At 47.6% G+C, this 20,054-nt stretch carries 12 protein-coding genes and 1 tRNA gene; 10 read left to right on the forward strand and 3 right to left on the reverse strand.

Annotation, left to right across the window (positions count from 1 at the left end; all coding sequences use genetic code 11):
* Positions 1-350: 350 nt before the first annotated feature.
* Positions 351-2,453 (forward strand): ferrous iron transport protein B, encoded by a 2,103-nt coding sequence (gene feoB / locus ACR0QN_RS04255; RefSeq protein WP_432649953.1) that lies wholly within the window; start codon positions 351-353, stop codon positions 2,451-2,453.
* Between the two features lie 72 nt (positions 2,454-2,525).
* Here the strand turns inward: feoB and ACR0QN_RS04260 are convergent, their stop codons facing one another.
* Positions 2,526-4,787 (reverse strand): LTA synthase family protein, encoded by a 2,262-nt coding sequence (locus ACR0QN_RS04260; protein WP_432649954.1) that lies wholly within the window; start codon positions 4,785-4,787, stop codon positions 2,526-2,528.
* 250 nt (positions 4,788-5,037) lie between these two features.
* Here ACR0QN_RS04260 and ACR0QN_RS04265 point away from each other — a divergent pair, with 250 nt between their 5' ends.
* Both ACR0QN_RS04265 and ACR0QN_RS04270 read left to right on the forward strand, forming a co-directional pair.
* On the forward strand, positions 5,038-6,600 hold the full coding sequence (locus ACR0QN_RS04265) for a CoA-transferase (protein ID WP_432649955.1): 1,563 nt from the start codon (positions 5,038-5,040) through the stop codon (positions 6,598-6,600).
* 21 nt (positions 6,601-6,621) lie between these two features.
* Complete coding sequence (locus ACR0QN_RS04270; RefSeq protein ID WP_432649956.1) at positions 6,622-7,056, forward strand: YunG family protein; 435 nt, start codon at positions 6,622-6,624, stop codon at positions 7,054-7,056.
* Between the two features lie 128 nt (positions 7,057-7,184).
* On the opposite strand, the gene ACR0QN_RS04275 is transcribed toward ACR0QN_RS04270, so the two are convergent.
* Positions 7,185-10,073 (reverse strand): InlB B-repeat-containing protein, encoded by a 2,889-nt coding sequence (locus tag ACR0QN_RS04275; protein WP_432649957.1) that lies wholly within the window; start codon positions 10,071-10,073, stop codon positions 7,185-7,187.
* 257 nt (positions 10,074-10,330) lie between these two features.
* Between ACR0QN_RS04275 and ACR0QN_RS04280 the strand changes: the two genes are divergently transcribed.
* A tRNA-Leu gene (locus tag ACR0QN_RS04280) sits at positions 10,331-10,413 on the forward strand.
* A gap of 132 nt (positions 10,414-10,545) precedes the next feature.
* On the opposite strand, the gene ACR0QN_RS04285 is transcribed toward ACR0QN_RS04280, so the two are convergent.
* Positions 10,546-11,091 carry an HD domain-containing protein gene (locus ACR0QN_RS04285; RefSeq protein WP_432649958.1) on the reverse strand — a complete coding sequence of 182 codons (546 nt, stop codon included), beginning with the start codon at positions 11,089-11,091 and terminating at the stop codon, positions 10,546-10,548.
* A 565-nt stretch (positions 11,092-11,656) separates the two neighbouring features.
* Here ACR0QN_RS04285 and mraZ point away from each other — a divergent pair.
* The 6 genes from mraZ (at position 11,657) to mraY (ending at position 20,031) form a co-directional block, all read left to right on the forward strand.
* Complete coding sequence (gene mraZ / locus ACR0QN_RS04290) at positions 11,657-12,094, forward strand: division/cell wall cluster transcriptional repressor MraZ (RefSeq protein WP_432649959.1); 438 nt, start codon at positions 11,657-11,659, stop codon at positions 12,092-12,094.
* A gap of 25 nt (positions 12,095-12,119) precedes the next feature.
* Positions 12,120-13,040: a 16S rRNA (cytosine(1402)-N(4))-methyltransferase RsmH gene (gene rsmH / locus ACR0QN_RS04295; protein ID WP_432649960.1), complete on the forward strand. Its 921-nt coding sequence runs from the start codon at positions 12,120-12,122 to the stop codon at positions 13,038-13,040.
* A gap of 56 nt (positions 13,041-13,096) precedes the next feature.
* Positions 13,097-13,579 carry a hypothetical protein gene (locus ACR0QN_RS04300; RefSeq protein ID WP_432649961.1) on the forward strand — a complete coding sequence of 161 codons (483 nt, stop codon included), beginning with the start codon at positions 13,097-13,099 and terminating at the stop codon, positions 13,577-13,579.
* A gap of 99 nt (positions 13,580-13,678) precedes the next feature.
* Positions 13,679-16,036, forward strand: a complete 2,358-nt coding sequence (locus ACR0QN_RS04305) for a penicillin-binding transpeptidase domain-containing protein (RefSeq protein ID WP_432649962.1) — start codon at positions 13,679-13,681, stop codon at positions 16,034-16,036.
* A gap of 27 nt (positions 16,037-16,063) precedes the next feature.
* Entirely contained in the window at positions 16,064-18,949 is a 2,886-nt protein-coding gene (locus ACR0QN_RS04310) for a UDP-N-acetylmuramoyl-L-alanyl-D-glutamate--2,6-diaminopimelate ligase (protein ID WP_432649963.1), read from the forward strand.
* A gap of 65 nt (positions 18,950-19,014) precedes the next feature.
* A complete protein-coding gene (gene mraY / locus ACR0QN_RS04315) occupies positions 19,015-20,031 on the forward strand; it encodes a phospho-N-acetylmuramoyl-pentapeptide-transferase (RefSeq protein WP_432649964.1) in 1,017 nt (338 codons plus the stop codon).
* Positions 20,032-20,054: the final 23 nt, after the last annotated feature.

Consider the following 20,054-nt stretch of genomic DNA (forward strand, 5'->3'; position numbering starts at 1 on the left):
AGGGGGAGAGGGTAGGGAAAGAGGTCGCAAGGGGAAAACCGTAGGGGAGGGGGGAAGTCCGCATTTTTGTTGGGTTTATTTCTTCCCCCCTCCCCTTAGGTTGTCCCTTTGCCTACTCGCTAACAAGGTTAAGCAAAAATAAAATTACGTTAATCAAAATAAATTATACCGTCAAATTTCGATTTATCGGTCAGCTTGTTTCTATCGTTACCGAGCCGTCTGCTTGTCGTCTAAATAAAATTATAGAGCGAGCGGCTGCAGGCTCAGCCTGCCTCAGCCTGCCCGAATAGTACAAGTCCGCATTACAATATAATGTTATGATAAAACATAGCAGGAAAGGACTTGATACTTTGAGCAGAAATATCCGCCCCGAGGAAAAGAGCGGCGAGGTGAGCATTGCTCTGGCAGGCAATCCCAATGTGGGAAAATCCACCGTTTTCAACGCTCTTACAGGTATGAAGCAGCACACGGGAAACTGGACGGGCAAGACGGTCTCCACCGCACGGGGAAAATGCCTGAGAGGGGGAGAGAACATCGTTCTTACCGACCTCCCCGGCACCTATTCCCTGATGGCGCACTCCGCTGAGGAACAGGTGGCGAGAGATTTTATTGCTTACGGCGGCAGCGAGGGAGTCATTGTGGTATGCGATGCCTCCTGCCTGGAGCGAAATCTCAATCTTGTTCTGCAGGTGATGGAGATAACTCCCCGTGTTCTGGTATGCGTCAATCTTCTTGACGAGGCAGCGAAAAAGAAGATCGTCGTTGATTTAAAACGGCTCGAGGAGATACTTGAGGTGCCTGTGTGCGGCGTTGTGGCAAGGAATGACACGGGGCTTGATGAAATGGTGGCAAGGGTGGGAGAAATGTGCGCTAACACTCTTTCAGAGCCGCCTGTTATTTATTCCGAGGCGGTGGAGAGGGCGATAGAGGAGCTTATGCCGCCTCTTGAAAAGCTGCTTCGGTGCAGGATATGCGAGCGGTTTGCGGCACTTCGTATCCTTGAACGGAGCGAGGAGTTTATGTCCACCCTTGACAGCTTCACCTGCGGAGAACTGAAAAACGCTCTTTCCGATGAGGACAGTGAGCTTGGGGCGGCGTATAACCGTGCTGTGGCAGTTTTAGGGGAAAACGGGCTTGATGCGGCGGCGCTGAGAGATATGACGGTGACCACCATTGTCAGGCGTGCGGAGGAAATTGCAGGAGAAGCTGTAAGGCAGGAACTGCCCGATTATTATGAGCGTGACAGGCGCATTGACAGGATACTCACTCACAGGATATGGGGGCTGCCCGTTATGCTCCTTATGCTGGCGGTGATCTTTTACATAACAATTGCGGGGGCGAATTATCCGTCTGAGTGGCTTTCGGCGGCGCTGGGGTCGCTGGGAGAAGTTTTCAGAGGGTGGCTGTGCGGTGCGGGGTGTCCCGAATGGGCGGAAAGTATGCTTATTGACGGGGTTTACAAGGTGCTTAGCTGGGTCACTTCGGTAATGCTTCCGCCTATGGCCATATTTTTTCCGCTGTTTACGCTCCTTGAAGATGTTGGGTATCTTCCCCGGGCGGCTTTTAACCTTGACAGATATTTCAGCAGGGCTAATGCCTGCGGAAAACAGGCTCTTACTATGGCTATGGGGCTTGGGTGCAATGCGGCGGGAGTTACGGGGTGCAGGATAATTGATTCACCGAGAGAGCGGCTTATTGCCATACTTACCAATGTTTTTATGCCTTGTAACGGGAGGTTTCCCGCTCTTATCACCCTTATCGGTCTGCTTACGGCGGCAGGAACGGGAGGGAGCCTGCTCAGCGCAGTTATGCTCACGGGGGTAATTGCGCTTGGGGCTGTTATCACATTTGCGGCATCAAAGCTGCTGTCAAAGACGGTGCTTAAAGGTGTGACGGCGTCCTTTGCACTTGAGCTTCCACCGTACCGCAGACCGCAGATAGGAAAGGTACTTGTACGCTCACTTCTTGACAGGACGGTTTTCGTGCTGGGAAGAGCGGTGACGGTGGCGGCTCCTGCGGGGCTTGTTATATGGCTGTTGGCAAATATTACGGTGGGAGAGTGCAGTCTGCTGGCGATGTGTGCGGAATTTCTTGACCCATTTGGCAGGATATTCGGTATGGACGGGGTTATAATTCTTGCGTTTATTCTGGGATTTCCCGCAAACGAGATAGTTCTGCCCATAATGATGATGATATATACGGGGCAGAGCACTCTTACCGATGCGGGCGGCGGTGCTATGGCGGAGATATTTGCCGCTAACGGCTGGACGGGGCTTACGGCGGTATGTGTTATCATTTTTATGCTCTGCCACTTTCCCTGCTCCACCACCTGCCTTACAATTAAAAAGGAAACCGGTTCCTGGAAGCAGACTGGGCTGGCTATGGCTCTGCCTACGGTCACGGGTCTTCTGCTGTGCGGCATTTTAAACGGGGCGTATCACTTGTTTATGTAAGCAAAATGCTTCGGCAGCCATTACTGCCGAAGCATTTTGCTTGTTTTTTTCTAATAGGTGAAGCACACATCATTATCCCGAAATCTGCTTCGGTTTCGGCGCTGTATTTTTATCGGGTCCGAAAAGCACCTGATAATAATTATTATCAACTGCCTGACCGGAGAAGTTTATCTTATTCTTTACAATGCCCGATATCCTGTCAACATATGCCTTATCGTATTCATAGCCCTCGTTGGGATAGAATTTCCGTGTCTTTGCATTGTATTTTCCCCGCTCTGTCGCCCAGCTGTAGCTGTTCCACAGGGCTATGGCTTCTGCGCCGGAGAACACGTCCCTTCCCACGAGAAGTCTCGAGTCATACTCCAGTCCGAAAAGATTTGACAGAGTTGGGAGGATATCAAGGCTGTATGTAGGTGCGGATATCCGGCAGGCATAGTCAGAAAGCTCGTTTTCAAGACATCCCGACCAGAGTATCCAGGTGTTGTGGTCCTTTTCCCAGGGGGCATTGTATTTATAACCGTAAAGGTCGGTGACATAATCACGGTCGTTCTTATAGGTATTGCTTTGCTCAAGTCCGTAAGGGTAATGGTCGGCTGTAAGGCAGATAACGGTATCGTCTGCAATGCCTGCGTCCTCAAGCTTCTGCACCAGCACGGTAAGCGCATTTTCAAGCTCAAGCTGATAGCAGAGATAATAGTTTGTTTTATCCTTATACTTATTTCCGTGAGCTTCAAGGACTTTAGAGAGATTTTGCTTTACCTTGTTATTTGCCCCATCGTATATGCAATGACCGCTGATGGTCATATAGTAAAGACTGAATGGCTGCTTGTCCATATATTCGTCAATGGTGGTGCCGAGCATTACCGAATCGTCGGAATAACGCTTTATTATATTTTCAAGTCCGTTTCCGAAGGCAAAGTAATTGTCATAGCCCAGGTTTTTATGGGTCTTGTCACGGTTATAGAAGTCGAATGTGCCGTTGTGGTAGGCACAGCTTGTGTAGCCGAGCCGCTGCAGCTGATTTCCCATTGTGAAATAGTTGTTGTTATTTCTGATATTGTACATAGAATCAACGCCGTGGGTGGGAACAAGCCCCGTTACAAAGGAATACTCTCCCGTGGAGGTGGAGCCGCCCCAGGTGGGCTGATAATATTCGGAAAAATATATGCCATTATGACTGAGTCTGTAAAGCGTGGGGGTCATCTGCTCGTCTATCACCACATCTGAAAAGGCTTCGGCACATATAAGGATAAGGTTTTTGCCCTTAAAAAGCCCTGTGTACGCATTTTTGTTTGACGGCGCAAGGGACTGTACATACTCATTAAGGGCTGTCACCTTTGGGCTTGGATTTGGTATGCCTGCAAAGTCGATATCCATTGCATTGACCCCCCGAACAACAGGCAAAGGGGCAGATGTGCTTTTTTCGGGAACGGTCTGAGACGGTGCTGTCGTTTCGTCAGCAATCCCGGACGAGACTGCTATGGGCGTTTCGGAAATAACACTTTCTTCGGCAGCTGCGGTAACAGGTTTCGTGACGGTTTCGTTCATCGGTGCGGCGGTCATTTCCGCTGCGGCGGTGGTGACTTCTGTGGTATCGGAAACGGACAGCCCGAGCATAATGTGAGCGGTCTCGGCTGTGTCCTCCATTACAAACACAGCTTCCTCTTCATTTCCGAAAAAGGCATATTGGAGGCTCAGGCGCAGGCTTGCTCCAAGTCCGAATTTTTCGGTGGCAAGGTCAAAATCAAAACGGGTCTTATATATATCGCCGAACTCTCCCGAGGCGGCGTTTGAAGCTGTAACGCAGAAAACGCCTGCCGCAAGCACCGCAGCCGAGACAGATACCACGGGGCTGAGCTTATTTTCGGGAACAAGACGCAGTTTCCCTCCAAGCACGGTATATATCACCGCAGGAGCAAAGAACAGCAGGATATTCGGTACAGAATTTATGACAGAGTTGGTTATGTTTTCGGTATAGCCCGTAACAACGCCCTCAAGTCCTGCAAAGATCGACTCAGGCTCCATATAGAGCTGAAAGCTGTTTCTTATAAGACATTCCGTTGTAAACAGCAATGCCGTGATGTAAAGCACCGCCATTGTGCATATTTTCTGCGCCCTTTGAGGCAGAAGCGAGATAAGCCCCGAAATTATCAAGCCTGCCGATATACTGAACACCTGCCAATATGTGCAGTCCTCAAAAACCGCCTGACCTGCAAACACTTTCAGAATTATCTCACTATAAACAAACACTAACGGTATATAGACAAGCGAAAATATATCAAATATACATTTTTCCTGCTTTTTCGACATATCTTCAATATTTTTCTGTTCCATCAATATCTCTTTTCATTATATTTTAGGCTGACCCCGAGTGCTTTTCGCAGTCGGCATTTTTTATTATACAGCTTTTGCCATATTTGTGTCAATGACAATAATACTAAACTTTCGGAGACTTATCGGAAACTTTTTAAATAAATGTTTTTTCACAGCGGACTTTTCGGGCAGCCGCCTGCCTGATGTCATAAATGTCCATATCTCTTGACAATCTGAGTAAAATCGTTTAAAATATATAATGGAATATTTTGTGATAATATATCAGAAAAGAGAGATAGAAGAAATGTACAGAATTATGACATCGGACGAAGCAATAAGTCTTATCAAGGACGGAGACGTTATCTGCCTCAACTCATTTGTGGGAATAGAAAATCCCGTTGAGCTTCACGAAGCCATTTACAGAAGATACAAACAGACAGGAACGCCCGGACACCTGACCATCATTTCCAGCGCAGGCTTCGGCGTATGGGACGAAAACAGAAACGCCGAGAACTACATAAGAGAGGGTGCGGTGGATAAGCTTATCTGCGGTCATTTCGGCGCAATGCTCAGCACAAAAAAGCTTGTCCTTGAGGACAGGTTCGAGGCATATAATCTCCCCTTAGGCTGCATTTCCCACGCTATACGTGCACAGGCAGGGGGGCTGCCCGGTGCGCTGTCAAAGGTGGGGCTTGATATTTTCGTTGACCCCCGTCTCGACGGCCCCGGAATAAACAACATTTCCCACGATAATTCCCTTGTAAAGCGTGTGGAGGTGGATAACGAGGAATTTCTCTATTACACTCTGCCCAAGATAAATGTTGCGCTCATAAAGGGCACAGCCGCCGACCGCAAGGGAAATATCTCCTTTGACGAGATGTATATGTCGGGAGATGCACTTTCCATCTGTCAGGCGGTAAAGGCTAATCACGGAAAGGTCATCGTGCAGGTGGACCGTATCGTAAGCACCCCTTCCCGTCCCCGAAATACCATTATACCCGGCTGTCTCGTTGACGCCATCGTTATGGTGGAGCCCGAGCCGAGGCACGCTGCTTATGAATCCCTTACGGGCAGCTTTGAGATACCCTATGCACAGTGGCAGGACTGGAACGAAATGCTTGCAGAGCGTACTGCTACCAAAACCACATACAATCCTGCGGCGAACATTATCGGAAAACGTGCTTCACAGGAGCTTAAACCTGAGGATATCGTCAACATCGGCATAGGTATTCCCGAGAATGTGTCACGATACGCACGTGAAAGCGGTATGCTCGACCGCATAACGCTGACTGTTGAGTCGGGCGGCGTAGGAGGATTTCCCGCTTCGGGGACCGTGTTCGGAGCTATGATAGGCGCCGCATCTATGAACGATATGGCAAACCAGTTTGACCTTTACGACAACGGCGGACTTGACATCTGCTTTATGGGCGGACTTGAAGTCGACCGCTTCGGAAACGTTAATTCCCACCGTGGCCCCGGAGCGTTTTCGGGAATAGGCGGATTTGCAAACATCACCGCCAAGACCCACACCGTCGTTTTCTGTCTGACCTTCAACACAAAAGGGCTTGAGGTCATTGAGGGCGAGGACAGCGTGACTGTTGAGCGAAACGGTGATATCCCCAAATTTGTGGAAAAGATAAACAGCATAAGCTTCTCCGCAAAGCGTGCTCTTGTAAATAAGCAGAGAGTGCTTTATGTTACCGAGCGGTGCGTGTTCGAGCTTTGCAGAAGCGGTCTCAGGCTTGTTGAGGTATATGACGGCATTGACCCTAAGAAGGATATCCTCGATCTTCTGCCCTTTGAGATAGAAGTTTCCCCCGAAATTAAGCTATGACAATAAAGCGAGGTGCTTCATATGGCATATAAATTTTACGGCTGGGAACAGGCTGACGTTCCTCCTGTAAGCGATGAATACAGCAAAGTATCAGACCCACGTGCGCTTTATGATATGCTGTCGGAAATCTGGTGCGCCGACACCTGCGCTCCCCGTCTGAGAGACGGCTGGACTAAGGAAAATATGACCCTGGGGCAATGCTCAATAACCGCATTTCTCGCTCAGGACATCTTTGGCGGAAAGGTTTACGGCATACTCAGGTCAGGCGGAAATTTCCATTGCTACAATGTTGTCGGAAACTGCGTTTTCGACCTTACAAGCGAACAGTTCGGCGACGAAAAGCTGTGCTATGAGGATAATCCCGAGCAGTTCAGAGAGATACATTTTTCTAAAGAGGAAAAGCGCCTTAGATACGAATATCTGAAAAACGCCCTTCGTGCAAAGCTTGCAGAGTGAATATCCCCGCCATATTGCATACAGGCGGCGATGATAAGCGGTGCATATCATTTTATCTATATAAACAAAAGGCTTCGGCAGCTGATCCTGCCGAAGCCTTGTTTTGTTTATTTTGAGTGCAGAATGAATTACTCAACTACTGCTGTGTAATTCTTGCCGCCCTCTACGGTAAATGTTGCATTACCGTTTTCATCGAGGGTCTTGCTGTCAAGCTTAACGCTTGTGCTCTTTCTGCCCTTGTAGAGAGTAACTGTCTTGCCTGCGTATTCCTCACCAAGCTTAACTGTTATCTTGCCCTCGCCTGCGATACCCTTAACGGAACCGTTGGTCTTGATGTAGTTCATATCAGCGTCGTATACGAAGATATAAGAGTTGGGAGCTGCATTTCTTATCATTGCAAGGTAGCCGTTTTCCTCGCTGACGATCGTTACATTGCCTGCAGGCATTACAAAGCTTCCTCTGCCGGTGAACTTCATAAGCCTCTGTGAGCCGCAGTATACGTATGCGTCATAGCCGAAAGCTGCCTTTACATCAATAACTGTGCCTTCCGGTGCGCTGCTTGTGCTTACTGTAACGTTTCTGTCCGCAGCAATGGAGTAGTATACTACCGGTACAGGCTCGGACTGAGCAGCAGGCTTAACCTGAGGCTTGGAAGAGTCCTCATATACGATAGCATATGTGGAGAAGAGATTGGAGCTTACTAAAAGAGACTTCTTAACGCTGTCGAAAGTGCCGCCGATATTTTCTGCCTTGCCGTCGTGAACTCTCATTACGGAATAAGTTCTGCCGTCAGCGATAATGCTGTCGGGAACGCCGATAGATAAGGAAATGGGTTCGATCGTCTTTGTAACTATTTCGGTCTTGTCGTCTATCTTCTTGTAAAGTGAAAGGTCAAGGTAAAGTCCTACTTTCTGATTGGGGGTCAAAGCTGCTTCGACAAGTGCCTTGTCCTCGGCGGAAACTACTGACTCGCCCCCTACGTGCAGTTCTACGCTAAGTGTGTGGTTTTCAGTGAGACCTTCATAGTCGTTGCCGAAGATAGCTGCAAAAACTTCCTCATTGCTGCTTACAAGGCCCACGTCCACACTTACGTCCTCGGGCATTGAAATGTTGCATTCGACGAGCTTATAGAATGCTACAACGACCTTGACATTCTCGGCAGGCATTGTGAAGCTTGTGCCGCTGATCTTTGTGCCGTTTACTTTAATGTAAGACAAATCATAGCCGTCATCGGGTACTGCGGTGATAGTAACGGTTTCGCCCATTATAGCGGTGGTCCTGTCTGCACTTGCAGTACCGCCTTTGGAAACTTCAAGCTCTATGGTGTAGGTTGATGCCGTAAAGATAGCAGAGATAGTTACATCTTCTGCAGGCATTACAAAGCTTGTGCCCTCAATAATTTTTTCGTTTACGCTAATGTAATCAAGCTCAAGGCCCTCGATGGGAGTTACGATAAGATTGATCTCATCGCCTGCCTTAGCTGCGGTAAGTCCGCCCTCTACGACAACGCTGCCGTAATTATTTTCGAGAACAACGATATCAAACTCGTCTGCTTCCTTCTCGGCAAATACTGCGGTAACGGTCACTTCCTCTGCAGGCATTGTGAATGCGTTGTTGGTAACGGTCACTTCATCGGACTGCCACTCAACAAACTTGCAGCCTGTATTGGGTGTTGCTGTAAGCTTTACTGTTTCGCCCTCGGCTGCTTCGGGCTTGTCTGCGGAAGCGGTGCCGTAGGCTTCGTTGTTTACGGTTACAGTGATCTTTTTCTTGCTTATTACTGTAACTTCACACTCTGCGGAAACATTGTCATTAGCTGCAGCAGTGATGGTTGCTTTACCTTCTGCAACTGCAGTAACAATACCGTTTTCGTCAACAGTTGCAACATTTTCATCGGAGCTTTCCCAATTTACGGGGTCTGTTGTATCTGCAGGAGTAGTTTTTGCGGTAAGAGTTTCTTTACCGCCAACAACAAGCTCAAGCTCAGTTTTGTCAAGTTCGATAGATCTGCAGGGTTTAAGCTCGGTAAATGTTGAGTCAACGTGAGCAAGCTTTTTGCCGTCAGCGTCATAAAATTCAACATAGCAGAGCTTATTCTCGCAGCCGTCACTTTCAGGCTTAACATAATCAAAAACTATCTTTACAGTTCCGCCGGTACTTTCATTCGTAATGTCGGCTTTAGCAGCGATGTACTCGTTGTTTTCCATATACCAGTTTGTGAATACAGTGCCCTCAGTAATATCAACTATTCTTCCGTTCATATACGAATAAGAATTTTGCTTTTGAGTGAACACTGCCATCATGGAAGCGACCTTATTAGGATTGGAAACGTACTTTGCAAGTTCCATAGAATATGCGTTATCTTCGTCATCATCAGGTGTACTTCCAAACAAAGCATTTAAATTATCTAACAAAGCATTATCCTTTGTAACAGGAATTGCATTTGCTATATCAACTGCAATGCTTGCGCTCAGACTTGAATAAGATGATGAAAAAGAGCTTATAGTTATTCCAGCAACATTACCTTGCAAGCTATTATCCCAATGCGTAAATTCTGTATCATTAGCACTAAGGTAAAGCTCACCCTGATATGTTGTGTCGCTTATCTTAGCAAAAGATACTGTTGAGGTAGTATCGATTATTTCGGTGTCGCCTTTTTTTGCAGAATAACTAATAGGAACAATAAAATTGTCCAATCCTATACTGCCGTCCCCATCATAGTAGTATATTCTCGCAATATACTGCATCATAGGGTCGGACGAATTTGTGTCCAAAGGATTGCTGCTTGAATCTGCAAACGCACTCCATGTCACACTCCGATCGTCAGAACCGTCAGCTGCCATATTTTCTGAACCGGCATAATACTCAGTCCAGCTGCTGCCAACCTTAACAATCAAATCATATGAAAGATCTGAACCGTTAAGAGTTGTTGCACTAACGCTCACCGGCGCAAATGCCATAGTGGTAACCGCCAGCGCCGCCGCTGTCAAAGACGCCAAAATCTTTTTCAGCTTCATTTCCTATCTCCTCCTTTAATATTTAATCGTTTTCATCGTATATTACGCCAAACGACTTGTAATGTAAATAGATTTACATAATAATTGTACCATTTATCCCAAAGATTGTCAATTAGCATTATTACAAATTACGGTTTATCTTATATTTGTCAAAATATACAATATTACCGCTAAAATTTCGGGAAACTGAGAAAAAAATTTTTTTTGCCTTCCGCTCTTGACTTACGGGCGGAGGAATGGTATAATAAAAACATTATGCGGGTGTGGTGGAATTGGCAGACACGATAGACTTAGGATCTATTGCGTAAGCGTGCAGGTTCAAGTCCTGTTACCCGCACCATAAAGAAAATCCCGGGAGAACGTTCTTCCCGGGATTTTTTATACTTATTTGACCTATATTCAGGCAGACTTGCCTGACCTGTATTCAGGCAGACTTGTCTGACCTATTCAGGCAGACTTGTCTGACCTATATTCAGGCAGACTTACGCTCTCTGAGCTTTCTGAAAGGAAATTTAACAAGCTTTGAGATAAGATATCCCCAATGCGCTATGACTTCCCAGGCGCCGCATATCTTGTCAACAAAAATGATAACAACAGTCTCCTTATACTTGGGCAGAGCAATGTTCATAGGGAACATATGCTTTTTAATGATGTCCGCTTCAACAGGTGTGATATCAAAATACTTGTTTACATTTGCAAGAGCTGTGGAGGCGTGGGTCCAGCCGTGCATTTTCTGACCCTTTTCACGAACATAGTCGTGCCAGTCATATAAAAAGAGGTCGTGGAGAAGCCCTGCTCTTGCTCCCGCTCTCTCGTCAAGAGAAAGAAGCTTGCAGATAAGGTAATTATAGTACGAAACGTTAAGGCAATGCTGGAAACAGGTGGTGTGACCGTGGTGCATATACTGCTTCATCTGCATTACAACTTCGCTGTCCAGAAGGTCGGAAACAAGGTCGTAATAGCCGCACTCGCTGTCGGGGACCGACAGGTCTATTTTTGAGCCGATTGCATTCAACATCGGGTAATATCCCTTCCTTTGATTATTTTAGTATATTTATTTCGCTTTGAAGTCTTTATTTGCCTGCTTGTATCTTTCGCAACAAGCTAAATTTATTATAACAGCACACGATTGATTTTGCAATAGCTATTATGCACATTTTTGAACCGAATTGTTGGGCATTATTAAAGTATTTTTCAGAAAAACGGAATAATTTCCTATAATTGTCACAGAATATGTTTCAAATTGGTCACAAGAATTACATTTCGGTTACAGCCATATCTGCATCATCTTCACCACTTTTCACCACAAACAGGCGTTCCCAAAATATTATACGCATTGCAAAAATAGCATAAATTATACGTTTTGGTATGATAAATTCGTCAAAATGCTCAAATCTCAGGGGTAAATTTCTTGATTTATTTGTCCTTTAAGTTGCTCCGAAAAGGTTGCAATTCGGTTACAAATAGTGTATAATTACTACAGTGGTGAATTAAGCCCATTTTGTGGTGAAAAGTGGTGAGTTTCAACAAGCTGTTGAAAGCCGTGTTGAAATGGACCTGCCGCCAACTCCTCAACGAAAGGAATGATGACAATGCACGCTCCGCTTATGGGAACCTACAACCATACAATGGACTCCAAGGGCAGAATGGCTTTTCCCGGCAAGCTCAGAGAACAGCTCGGCGTGAATTTCGTCATCACTATCGGTCTTGAGGGCTGCCTTTACGTTTATTCAAATGAGGAGTGGGAGAACTTTACCGAACAGCTCAGAACTCTTTCGGGTCCCGTAGCAAAGGCGGCTATAAGAAAATACGCCGCAAACGCCATTGTTGCCGAGACCGACAAGCAGGGAAGGATACTTATCCCCCAGAACCTGAGAGAGCACGCAGGTCTCGACCACGATGTCACCGTTATCGGCAATCTGAACAGAGCCGAGATATGGGACAGCGCAAAATATGAGGAAATGAACTCCAAGTTCTCCGATGAGGAGCTTGCCGAGGCTATTGATTCTCTTGCATTCTGATATATAAAGGACAATTTTACAGATTATGGAATTTAATCATATACCCGTTATGCTGAATGAATGTCTCGAGGGTCTTGACATCAAGCCCGACGGTATCTATATAGACGGCACCTGCGGAGGTGCGGGGCATTCTAAGGAAATAGCAAAACGCCTTGATACGGGAATGCTCATAGGCATTGACCGTGACCCCGACGCTGTGGAGACCGCTTCAAAAAGGCTCGAGGGTCTGAGAGCAAGGGTGGTAAAGGGAAATTATTCGGATATGAAGTCTGCGGCGGCAGAACTTCAGATAGATAAGGTTGATGGCATTCTCCTTGATCTGGGAGTTTCCTCCTATCAGCTTGACACCGCCGAAAGAGGATTTTCCTACCACGCAGACGCACCTCTTGATATGAGAATGTCAAAGGAAGGCGTTTCCGCAAGGGATATCGTAAACGAATACTCCCACGGTCAGCTTACTAAGATACTTTACGAGTACGGCGAGGAGAAATTCGCTCCGAGAATTGCCGACGCTATCATAAAGCACAGGGAAATAAAGCCCATTGAGACCACCGCAGAGCTCGCGGATATCGTAAGAGAGGGCGTTCCCGCAAAGTTCAGGCGGGAGAAAAATCCCTGCAAAAAAACATTTCAGGCTATAAGGATAGCCGTTAACTGCGAATTTGAGCATCTGGACAAGGCGCTTGACGAGGGCTTTGAGCTGTTAAAGCCCGGCGGCCGCTTCTGTATCATCACATTCCACTCCTTGGAGGACAGGATAGTGAAGCAGAGATTTGCAGGCTGGTGCAAAGGCTGCACCTGTCCCCCGGATTTCCCAGTGTGCGTATGCGGAAACAAGCCGAAAGCAAGGCTTGTTAACAGAAAGCCTGCCGAAGCCTCGGAGGAGGAGCTTGAAGCAAATCCCAGAAGCCGAAGCGCTAAACTCAGGATAATCGAAAAGCTGTAAGCTATATATAAAGTTTAAAGAGAAAGATCGTTTAATGAAGAAAGGAAGGGATAAATATGGCAGACAGAAACTCAAATCTCGCCTATGACCTTTCAAGATATGAAAATTATGAGGAGAGAGCAAGCCAGCGCCGTCAGAACAACATCAAGACCCGTACTGCCGCAAAGCCCAAGCCTCTTATCGCCGCACCTATGCTGGTGCTGCTTATAATTATGGCAGGAGCTATGCTCTCCTTCTGCATCACCTCGAAGGCAAACATTGCTGCTGTTCACGCCGCTATCGTGGACGAGGAAGCCGCAGTACGTGCCCTTGAGCAGGAGAATGTAAGTATGGCTACAAGGCTTGAGCAGAAAAGCTCTCAGAAGGTGGTGGAGGACTACGCCGAGAACGTTCTGGGTATGCAGAAGCTCGACAACGCCCAGGTGGAATACATAAGCCTTGAAAGCGGAAACAAGGTGGAGATACCCGAGCAGGATACAAGCGTTTTAAAGAAGATCAAGAATGCTTTTGACAGCTTTGTGGAATACCTCAGGGGTTAATCAAATATGATATAATAGCATCGCTTTGACGCATGACCGCTTATATACTTTTCTTTATACAAAAGAAAGGTATAAACTGGCTCATGCGTTCTTGCACTTATGAGAAGATACGTATCAAAGGGGTCTGAGGAGGAACTTGCTTTGCCCACAAAAAAACCTGTAAAACCGTCGTATCAGCCCACAAAATCTATGCGTGAGAGACTTGCTGTGGTTTCCGTTATAACTCTGGCAGGTGCAGGCGTTCTGTTTGTAAACCTGTTCCACACGTCTGTGACCGAGCACGACAAATATGCCGCAATGGCAAACGACAGCCAGTTCAAAAGCACCACCGTGGAAGCAAACCGTGGCAGCATTTACACCGCCGACGGAAAGATACTTGCCCAGTCCGCCACAGTTTACAATATTATAGTAAACCCTTCTGCCATCACGGGGCTGAGCGATGAAAAATACTCTGCCGCAGAAAAGGACAAGATGATAAAAGACACCGCTCAGATACTGAGCGAAGTTCTCGGAGTGGATTATGACAAGGCGGTAAGCATATTTACCGACGACGCCACCAAAAACAGGCAGTACAGCAAGGTGGCTTCCAAAGTGGAAAAGGACAAGGTCAGCGAACTGAACACCCGTCTGGACGAAACTGACCTTCCCACAAATCTTCTGAGCACAGAAGAGGACACAAAGCGTTATTATCCGCAAGGGGATATGGCTGCCGCAGTTATCGGCTTCACAAACTATGACGGTGACGGTATTTACGGCGTTGAAGCCTATTACAACGATTACCTTGCAGGCGTTGACGGCAAGATAATCTCCGCAAACGACGCCCAGGGCAACGAAATGCCCTACAAGAACGACAAGATATATTCAGCCAAGGACGGAAACTCCATTTATCTCACCATCGACTCCTCATTGCAGTATATGTGCGAAAGAGAGCTGGCAAAATGCGTTGAGCAGAACAACGTGGACAACCGTGCCTGCGCTATTATGATGAACGCCAAGACAGGCGAGATACTGGCTATGGCGACTTCTCCGGGATTTGACCTTAACGACAGAGGAGAGATATACTCCGCCAAGGACAGAGCCGTTCTTTCCGCATTGCAGGAAGAGGGCGACGAGGAGGCGTACAATGAAAAATACGCCGAGCTCCGTGAGAAGCAATGGAAAAACAAGGCTATCACCGAGCTGTACGAGCCGGGATCCGTTTTCAAGGTAGTAACAGGCTCCTCTGCTCTGGAGGAAAAGGTCATCGACCTTAACTCCACCTTTACCTGCAACGGCGTTATGCAGGTGGCGGACTGGCCCATTCACTGCTGGACAAGAGGCGCTCACGGCACTCAGGACTTCACCACCGCTATGACAAATTCCTGCAACCCTGCCTTCATTCAGATAGGTCAGCGGCTTGGAATTGAGAAATTCTGTCAGTATTTCAGAGCCTACGGCTTTACCGAGCCTACGGGCATAGACCTTCCCGGCGAGTCCGCAGGTCTTTATGTGGCTGAGGAAAATATGGGAATTGTAGAGCTTGCTTCAAGCTCCTTCGGTCAGTCCAACACCGTTACGCCCATTCAGATGATAACCGCCTATGCTGCGGTAATAAACGGCGGATATCTGCTTCAGCCCTATGTTGTCAGCAAGATCGTTGACAACAACGGCAATATCATTGAGACAAGAGAAAGAACTGTCCGCAGACAGGTCATCTCCGAGGAGACCTCCGCTCAGATGAGACAGGTGCTTGAAAGCGTTGTTAACAACAATGGCGGCTCAAACGCATACATAAAGGGCTACCGTATCGGTGGAAAATCGGGTACATCTCAGAAGCTTCAGAAAAACAAGGAGCTGGGCGTTGACAACCTTTATGTAGGCTCCTATGTGGGCTTTGCTCCCGCAGACGACCCCGAGATAATTATGCTCTGTATGGTCGACGAGCCTCAGGGCAGGGACCACAACGGCTCACAGATCTATTACGGCAGCCTTGTTGCCGCTCCCGTTGTCTCTGCGGTATTCAAGGACGCACTTCCTCACCTGGGATATTACCCCGAATACACCGACGCAGAGCTTGCCGCTCTGGACGTTACCGTTCCAAGCGTTGAGGATCAGACGGTAGAGGCTGCAAAGGCAACTCTCGAAAACCTTGAGCTTCGCTATTACGTAGTGGGCGAGGGCGATACGGTGGTAGCTCAGGTCCCCTCCCGTTCATCATCAATACCCCGAAACGGCAAGGTCGTACTTTACACCGAGGAGGATTACGAAACGGAATACACCACCGTTCCCAACGTTCTCGGTTATACGGTCTCGGAAGTGAATGAACTTCTCACATCTGCCAATATTAACTTCAAGGCAGGAGACGGCGCCACCGAACACGCAGGCGCTGTGGCATATCAGCAGAATTATCTTGAGGGCACTATAGTCCCTGTGGGCACGGTCGTAGAAGTATCCTTCCGTGTAAAGAACGAGGGATAAAAGCCATCGGAAAGAACGGTATTTTTTATGAGTAAGATAACAAAACAGCTTTCAGAGCTTCTTAAAGGCGCAGGACAAAGCGCAGAATACAAATTCAAGGGAAAAGACTGCCTTATTACCGGCATCACAGATGATACAAGAAAGGTGGGCGAGGGAAATATCTTCGTCTGCGTAAAGGGCGGCAGCTTTGACGGTCATACGGCGGCGGCGGATATGCTTAACAAGGGTGCGGCGGTCGTTGTATGCGAGAGAGACTTGGGTCTCGGCGCAAAGCAGATAGTCGTTTCGGACGCAAGGAAATTCTACGGTCTGCTGGTGGCGGAATGGTTTGACCACCCCGAAAAGGAGCTTATCTTAGTGGGTATCACAGGCACCAACGGCAAGACCACTATGGCGACTATGATACACCACATCATCACCTGCGCAGGCGGAAAAGCGGGACTTATCGGCACCGCAGGCACTCTCTGCGGAAAAGAGCCTATAGAAAGGGACGACTCCACTCCCACCACTCCAAAGGTTTTCGAGCTTTATGAGATATTCCGCACAATGGTTGACAGAGGCTGCAAATACTGCGTTATGGAGGTCTCCTCCTTTGCTCTCGAGCAGAACAGGATAGGTTCTGCGGTATACACCTGCGGAGTTTTCACAAATCTCACCGAGGATCATCTCGATTACCATAAAACTATGGAAAACTACTACAACGCCAAGAAAAAGCTTTTCACCGACCATTGTAAAATCGCCTTTATCAACACCGAGGACGATTTCGGCGCAAGGCTTTACAAGGAAACTCCCTGCACCAAGTATTCCTACGGCATAAAGGGCGGCACATCTGTCTATGCAAGCCATATCAAATACAGCGACGGCGCAGCCCATTTCTGGTTCTGCATTCCCGGGAAGAGCTTTCCCTTCAACCTTAAAATGATGGGCGCATACAACGTGGCAAACGCTACTGCGGCAATTGCCGTATGCTCAAAATTAAACGTCCCCATCGGAAAGATAACCGAAGCTGTGAACAGCTTCAACGGCGTAAGGGGAAGATGTGAAAATATCCCCACAGGCAGAGATTTCTACATTGTCTGCGACTATGCCCATTCCCCAGACGCACTTGAAAATATGCTCCCCTCCATCAAGGAAAATACCGAGGGAAGGCTTATCTGCCTTTTCGGCTGCGGCGGCGACCGTGACAGGACAAAGCGTCCTCTTATGGCAAAGGCGGCGGCAAAATATGCGGATTACCTTATCGTCACCTCGGATAATCCACGAAACGAGGAGCCTGACGCCATTATTGACGAGATAATCACGGGTCTTGACGGCTCAAACACCCCCTATGAGCGGATAACCGACCGCAGAGCAGCTATATTCCACGCTGTGAAAATGGCGAAAAAAGACGACGTTATCGTGCTTGCAGGAAAGGGTCACGAGGATTATCAGATACTCAAAGATAACGTTCACATTCATTTTGACGAGCGTGAGATATGCGCCGAGGCTCTGGCAAGCCTTTCAAAAGCAGATACAACGGAAAGCTCCTCTCTTTGCAGCGGTATGAGCATTGACGAGATATGCGCCGCCTGCGGAGGAAAGAAGTCTCATATCCCTGCCAGCGCAAGATTTATAAATGCAGACTGTATCAGCAGCGATACAAGAACCATAACCCCCGGCAGCATTTTCATCGCCTTCAAGGGCGACCGCTTTGACGGTCACAATTTCGTTCACGACGCTGTTGTAAAGGGCGCTGTTGCCGCCATAACCGAATATCCCGTAGGCGAGGAGCCTTGTATCGTGGTGGAAAACACTCATAGGGCAATACTCGATATAGCGGCTCATTACAGAAGGAAATTCACGCCGAAGCTTGTGGGAATTACAGGCAGCGTGGGCAAGACCACCACAAAGGAAATGACCGCCCTTGCCCTTTCCTCAAAGTACGAGACCTTAAAGACCGAAGGCAACCACAATAATGAGATAGGTATGCCCTTTACCCTGTTAAAGCTCTCTCCTGCCCACAAGGCAGCGGTGATCGAAATGGGAATGTCTCATTTTGGTGAGATAGAACGGCTTTCAAAGACCTGCCGCCCTACAATTGCGGTAATAACCAACATCGGCTGGTCTCACGCAGAGAATTTAGGTTCACAGGAGGGTATCTTAAAGGCAAAGCTTGAGATACTCTCGGGCGCAGAGCCTTCCGCTCCCCTTATAATAAACGGTGATGACCCCCTGCTTTATCCTCTTACAAAGAAGATAACCGACAGAGAGGTGATCTCCTGCGGCGCTAAAAACAAGGAATGCACATACACCGCTGAAAATATCGTTTCCGAAACCGACTCTGTCCGCTTTGATATCGTAAAGGACGGGGAAAAGCTGGGCGAGATAAAGCTTCCCTGCCCCGGAGTTCATCACGTTATTGATGCGCTTATCGCATTTGCGGCGGCTGTAAAGGCAGGCTGCGACGGCGAAGCTGTGTGCAGAAAGCTTGAATGCTTCCGCCTTGACGGTCTCAGACAGCACATCGAGCACCGCAAGGGTCAGACCCTTATCATCGACTGCTACAACGCCGCTCCCAACTCGATGATGGCGGCTATAGACGTTCTCAGCGACACAATACCTGCTTCGGGAGGAAAAAGAGTTGCAGTTCTGGGCGATATGCTTGAGCTTGGCTCAATGTCCCCCGAGCTTCACAAAAGGGTGGGCGAATACGCCGCCGAAAAGGGCATAGATATGCTTGTCTGCTACGGCAGCTACGCTGCATATATGGCAAAGAGCGCCGAGGCTCTGGGAATACCCTGCTGCTGCTCCTCAGACAAGGAGACTATTCTGAATTTCCTTAATTTCAAGCTCAGAGAGGGAGACGTTGTCCTCTTCAAGGCAAGCAGAGGTATCCATATGGAGGAAATAATCGAGGGGTATTACGGCAAGTGATTTCCCACTTTTCCGACATTTCAAAATGCTATAATATGCATAATAATTATTAGGAGAAATATAAAATGCCATTCTGGATAAATATACTTGCGGCTGTCATTGCCTTTGCCGCCGCTTCTCTTTCGGGACTTTACCTTATCCCCCTTCTGAAAAAAATTCATTTCGGTCAGACCATTTACGAAAAAGGCCCTGCCTGGCACAAGAGCAAGAACGGCACTCCCATTATGGGCGGCTTTATGTTCATTTTCGGCACTATTCTTGCCTGTGCGGTCTGCTATATCATATGGCGCTTCACAAGCTCGGAGATAGTCCTTTCAAATGATAACTCCGGTCTGCTGAAGCTTATAGCAGGACTGATATTTGCACTTTTAAACTGCGTTATCGGCTTCATTGACGACTACATCAAGGCGGTAAAGAAGCAGAATTTAGGTCTTAAAGCAAAGCAGAAAATGGCAATGCAGTTTGTGGTCACATCGGCGTTCCTTGCAGTTTTATGGCTTCTGGGAGACAAGTCCACGGAAATTATCTTCCCCTTTGTGGGAGCTGTTGATTTCGGCATTTTCTATTATCCTATAATGGTATTATACCTTATCTTCCTCACAAATGCCGTTAACCTCACCGACGGCGTGGACGGTCTCTGCGGAACGGTGACGGCGGTATTTGCAATATGCTGGCTGGCTATTTATTCATCTATGGGAATGTATGAATATTCCATATTCGCCGCCGCTCTTGCAGGAGGCTGTATGGGATTTCTGGTATGGAACCTCAATCCCGCAAAGGTATTTATGGGCGACACAGGCTCAATGTTCCTTGGTGGCTGCGTATGCGCTATGGGCTTTATCACCCACCAGCACCTGCTCCTTGCCCTTATGGCAATAGTTTACATCTGCGAGGCACTTTCCGTAGTTCTTCAGGTAATAAGCTTCAAGACCACAGGCAAGCGCATTTTCAAAATGTCCCCCATTCACCACCACTTTGAGATGTGCGGCTTCTCCGAATACAAGATAGTTATCACCTTCTCCGCCGTAGGTCTTATCTGCGGAATTTTAGGAAATGTGCTTTATAATATCTATCTGAAATGATCCCACTTTAAATCTACATAGAA

The organism is Huintestinicola sp. (assembly GCF_050874005.1).
In the GTDB taxonomy this organism is placed as follows: Bacteria; Bacillota; Clostridia; order Oscillospirales; family Ruminococcaceae; genus Huintestinicola.

Coding starts and splice junctions, on each gene's coding strand:
- ACR0QN_RS04260 (WP_432649954.1), bottom strand. CDS start 4,787: ATGGAACAGAAAAATATTGAAGATATGTCGAAAAAGCAGGAAAAATGT.
- ACR0QN_RS04270 (WP_432649956.1), top strand. CDS start 6,622: ATGGCATATAAATTTTACGGCTGGGAACAGGCTGACGTTCCTCCTGTA.
- ACR0QN_RS04275 (WP_432649957.1), bottom strand. CDS start 10,073: ATGAAGCTGAAAAAGATTTTGGCGTCTTTGACAGCGGCGGCGCTGGCG.
- ACR0QN_RS04285 (WP_432649958.1), bottom strand. CDS start 11,091: ATGTTGAATGCAATCGGCTCAAAAATAGACCTGTCGGTCCCCGACAGC.
- mraZ (WP_432649959.1), top strand. CDS start 11,657: ATGATGACAATGCACGCTCCGCTTATGGGAACCTACAACCATACAATG.
- rsmH (WP_432649960.1), top strand. CDS start 12,120: ATGGAATTTAATCATATACCCGTTATGCTGAATGAATGTCTCGAGGGT.
- ACR0QN_RS04300 (WP_432649961.1), top strand. CDS start 13,097: ATGGCAGACAGAAACTCAAATCTCGCCTATGACCTTTCAAGATATGAA.
- ACR0QN_RS04305 (WP_432649962.1), top strand. CDS start 13,679: ATGAGAAGATACGTATCAAAGGGGTCTGAGGAGGAACTTGCTTTGCCC.
- ACR0QN_RS04310 (WP_432649963.1), top strand. CDS start 16,064: ATGAGTAAGATAACAAAACAGCTTTCAGAGCTTCTTAAAGGCGCAGGA.
- mraY (WP_432649964.1), top strand. CDS start 19,015: ATGCCATTCTGGATAAATATACTTGCGGCTGTCATTGCCTTTGCCGCC.